This is a genomic window from Formosa undariae (assembly GCF_042427615.1).
In the GTDB taxonomy this organism is placed as follows: domain Bacteria; phylum Bacteroidota; class Bacteroidia; order Flavobacteriales; family Flavobacteriaceae; genus Formosa; species Formosa undariae.
Genome location: NZ_JBHMEZ010000002.1, coordinates 1 through 3,544, shown reverse-complemented (window position 1 = coordinate 3,544; position 3,544 = coordinate 1). Strand labels below are relative to the sequence as shown.

Here is a 3,544-nt window from a genome sequence, read left to right as displayed (position 1 = left end):
AAATAAGATTACATTTATCTTTAGATTATAAAACACCGAATATGGTATATAAATTATCAGCTTAATTCAATTTTAACCTGTAGCCATATTTCAGGACAAGACATTGCTAAAAAAAACATTCGGAATAAAACAAAAAATGTCCCAAAAACTCACGGAATTTGAGACATAACAAAATTGTCGGATTTAAATCGAACTTTTAATCTTCAAGTTTTAAAACAAATTCCTTAATTTTTTGACCAATCAAGTCTGGATTGTCCTCTTGAATAAAGTGCGTTCCTGAACCTATGTTGACAACTTCCATATTTGGGATATTCTCAATAATCCAATTACGAACTTGTTCTGGCATAAATGCACCAGGCTCTGCATAAAAAAACAATTTTGGAATTTCTGACTTCTGTAATTGCTCTCTATAGTTTTTTACTATTGCAGATGTTAATTCTGGTTTCCCATCAAATGGCACTTGAGAAACAAATTTCCAAATAGGCTTTCTACTTTCAACAGTTTGGAAAGGAGCTTTGTAAGTGTTCAATTCATCTTCAGTCAATCCTCTAACCACCCAAGTCGGTAGAACTTCGTTTAAAAAAACATTGTCTTCCGCTATCATTTTATAACCGTCCTTACCCCTCAATTTTTTAAAAAATTCTTGTGTACCCTCATCAAAATAAGTACCTATATCCTGTATTATTCCTTCCATAAAAACAATCGCCTTTACATTGTCTTGATGGTTTGCAAAGTAATTAAATCCGAGTCCTGAACCCCAATCGTGCAATACGAGCGTTACATTTTTAAGTTCCATTTGTTCGATTAACTTTTCTACATAAGCGTACTGTTCCATATAGGTATAATCAATTGCAGGCTTATCAGATTTCCCCATACCAATAAGGTCTGGAATGATAATATGGTGTCCAGTTCCTTCTACATAAGGAGTGATGTTTCTCCATAAAAAACTATTGGAAGGATTTCCGTGTAGAAAGAGAATTGGACTTCCTTCTCCTTTTCCGTATTCAAGTACGTGCATCTTACTGCCGTACACTTCGTAATAATTTGATGTTGCTTTGCTTTTTTGTGCCATAACGTTTGTGTTAAAGATTAATGTTAAAATAAATACAGATAATAAAAAGGTGATTTTATTACCTAAAATTTGAATTGTGTATTTCATAATTTCTATTTTTAAAATTATATGGGTCAAAGGTATTTGTTTTGGTAATATGAAAAAAATGAATTAATTTTATCACATCTATAAAATTATTGAATGATGGATGTGTCTTTAAGAAATTTAAAACTGGTAAATGTGATTGTAAAAGAAGGTTCTGTGACGAAAGCTTCAGAGAAATTGTTCCTTTCGCAACCTGCATTAAGTCATCAACTAAAAAAACTGGAAGAAGAAATAGGTCTTAAAGTCTTTAATCGATTGAACAAAAAATTGATCCTAACAGAAACTGGACAAGTATTATATAGGACTTCTGAAAAATTGCTGACTTCCTTTAACCTGCTCAATGCGGAGCTTGATGAATTAAAAAAAGGAAAAAAAAAGAAAATTCGCTTAACAACGGAATGTTACACTTGTTATCACTGGTTACCAAAAGTTGTTCAAGAATTTAGAAAAAATAATCCTGAAATCAACGTTCAGATTAATATTGAGGCTACAAAAGAACCACTTCAATATCTTACCGAAGGCAAGATTGATATGGCTATCGTAAGTAGCAAATCAAATAACCCATCTATAAAATTTGAACCATTAATAACTGATGAAATGGTCGTTATTCTTTCAAAAGAAAATGATTTGATAGATTTTGAGAGACTTGAACTCTCCGACCTTAAAAAGCAGAACCTATTCCTTTATGACATTCCCGAAGAAAAAAATTATGTTTTGACCAATATTCTACAAAACGACATTAGTTTGGTAAACTCTATTCAAAAAGTACAATTGACCGAGGCCATTTTACAATTGGTTAGTGCTAATTTGGGAATTTCGGTTATGGCAAAATGGGCTGTCACACCATTTTTGAAAAATAACGACTTAAAGATTATTCCTTTTAGAGCAAATCAAGGACAAAGAGATTGGTTTATCGCAAGTCTCGATAAAATAACAAAAATAGAAAATTCGTTTATTGACCAAATCAAAAAAGACTTTAAACAATAGAATTTTATTTATATATTTTGGAAACGAAATATAACGTGCTTACTCGAACGGGTCGCAACAGAAGATAACAATGTATAAAAAACATAGGACGTTTGTGTTAAATCGAAAGGTCTGTGAATACTTACCAAGTCCGCTAAATATAAAATTTGGCATTTAAGAATAAAAAATAAAAGCAAAATATTTATATTTAGCTAAGTAATAAACCGAAACAATAGTGCTTATCACCTGCCCTACGTTTCTTATACGTAACGTTGTGCGTAATTTCCCCAAAACCTCGAAATAGAACTTAATAATGGATAAAAGTAAATTAAAACAACTGGGAGAAATATTCTTAAAAAATCCATTAACAAGATTGTTTGAACCTAACTCAAATAATCATCCTGAAATCATATACAAATTTAGAAGTTGGTCTGACAATCATCATAAAGACCTTTTAATAAAAAATTCTTTGTTTATGTCTTCACCTAGTGGATTAAATGACCCTTTTGATACTAGAATTTATGAAAACCATTTAAAGTTCTTAAACACAGATGAAAAAAAAGAAGAGTATGTAAAAAACTCATTAGAAAAAAACAAAGATTTTCTAATAGAAAAAGGCATTCCTATTGAAAAGGCAAAAACTACTCTTGAAAATAGAATTGAAAACACATTAAAATATCAAGTCAGAGCAGAAGTCATTGCAAGTAAAATATATGATGACCGTTTAGGAATAACTTGTTTTAGTGAAAAATGGAATTCAATTTTGATGTGGTCTCATTACGCAGAAAATCATAAAGGAATTTCTATTGGTTTTGATGAAAAAGCTCTGAGATACTCTCAATTGTTTGGAAAAATTCTACGAGTAAATTATTCCTCAGAATATCCCGAATTAAATCCAATAAATAAAAATAAAAAATCGCATGAAATTAAGTTTTTTCATAAAAGCATAGATTGGGAATACGAAAAAGAAATAAGAGCTATAAATATTTATGATGACAAAATTCCGTCAGATAAAGAAAGAATTGTAACACTTGACGATAAACATATTAAAGAAGTTATTATAGGACTTAAAACACCTGAAAAGGATAAAACTGAAATAATTAACATTGCTCGAAATAAAGGAATTGAAATCTATCAATGTTATAAATCTGAATTTGAATTTAAAATAGATAGATATAAAATATAAAAACTACTTACAACAAAGTACTGTGGTAAAAAACAAGTAAAAACTCATTAATTTCCTACTAAAACACTTCTATAATTATTATCATAGGTTAATCCTGATTTGGCTATGGCAAAAGCCTGTTTTAGTGAGGGTATTACACACGGCTATTAATGCTAACTTTTTACTCTTTCCTTTGGCTACTAATCGGTCGTATATTGCTTTGCAAGCATAGTTATATTTACAAGCATTAAAACTGC

3 protein-coding genes and 1 pseudogene are annotated in these 3,544 nt (G+C 30.0%); 2 read left to right on the top strand and 2 right to left on the bottom strand.

The features are described 5' to 3' along the window. Positions 1-196: 196 nt before the first annotated feature. A complete protein-coding gene (locus tag ACFFVB_RS03400) occupies positions 197-1,159 on the bottom strand; it encodes a haloalkane dehalogenase (RefSeq protein ID WP_382381181.1) in 963 nt (320 codons plus the stop codon). Positions 1,160-1,252: 93 nt separating this feature from the next. Here ACFFVB_RS03400 and ACFFVB_RS03395 point away from each other — a divergent pair, with 93 nt between their 5' ends. Continuing rightward, positions 1,253-2,143, top strand: a complete 891-nt coding sequence (locus ACFFVB_RS03395; protein WP_382381179.1) for a LysR family transcriptional regulator — start codon at positions 1,253-1,255, stop codon at positions 2,141-2,143. Positions 2,144-2,435: 292 nt separating this feature from the next. Next, positions 2,436-3,308, top strand: coding sequence for a DUF2971 domain-containing protein (locus ACFFVB_RS03390; RefSeq protein ID WP_382381177.1), 873 nt, complete (start codon positions 2,436-2,438; stop codon positions 3,306-3,308). A gap of 47 nt (positions 3,309-3,355) precedes the next feature. Here ACFFVB_RS03390 and ACFFVB_RS03385 read toward each other — a convergent pair. Continuing rightward, positions 3,356-3,544: pseudogene (locus tag ACFFVB_RS03385) on the bottom strand (IS110 family transposase); the annotation flags it as partial.

What these genes read in the sequence shown, in the direction of transcription:
- ACFFVB_RS03400 (WP_382381181.1), bottom strand. Translation starts at nt 1,159, where the DNA reads ATGAAATACACAATTCAAATTTTAGGTAATAAAATCACCTTTTTATTA.
- ACFFVB_RS03390 (WP_382381177.1), top strand. Translation starts at nt 2,436, where the DNA reads ATGGATAAAAGTAAATTAAAACAACTGGGAGAAATATTCTTAAAAAAT.
- ACFFVB_RS03395 (WP_382381179.1), top strand. Translation starts at nt 1,253, where the DNA reads ATGATGGATGTGTCTTTAAGAAATTTAAAACTGGTAAATGTGATTGTA.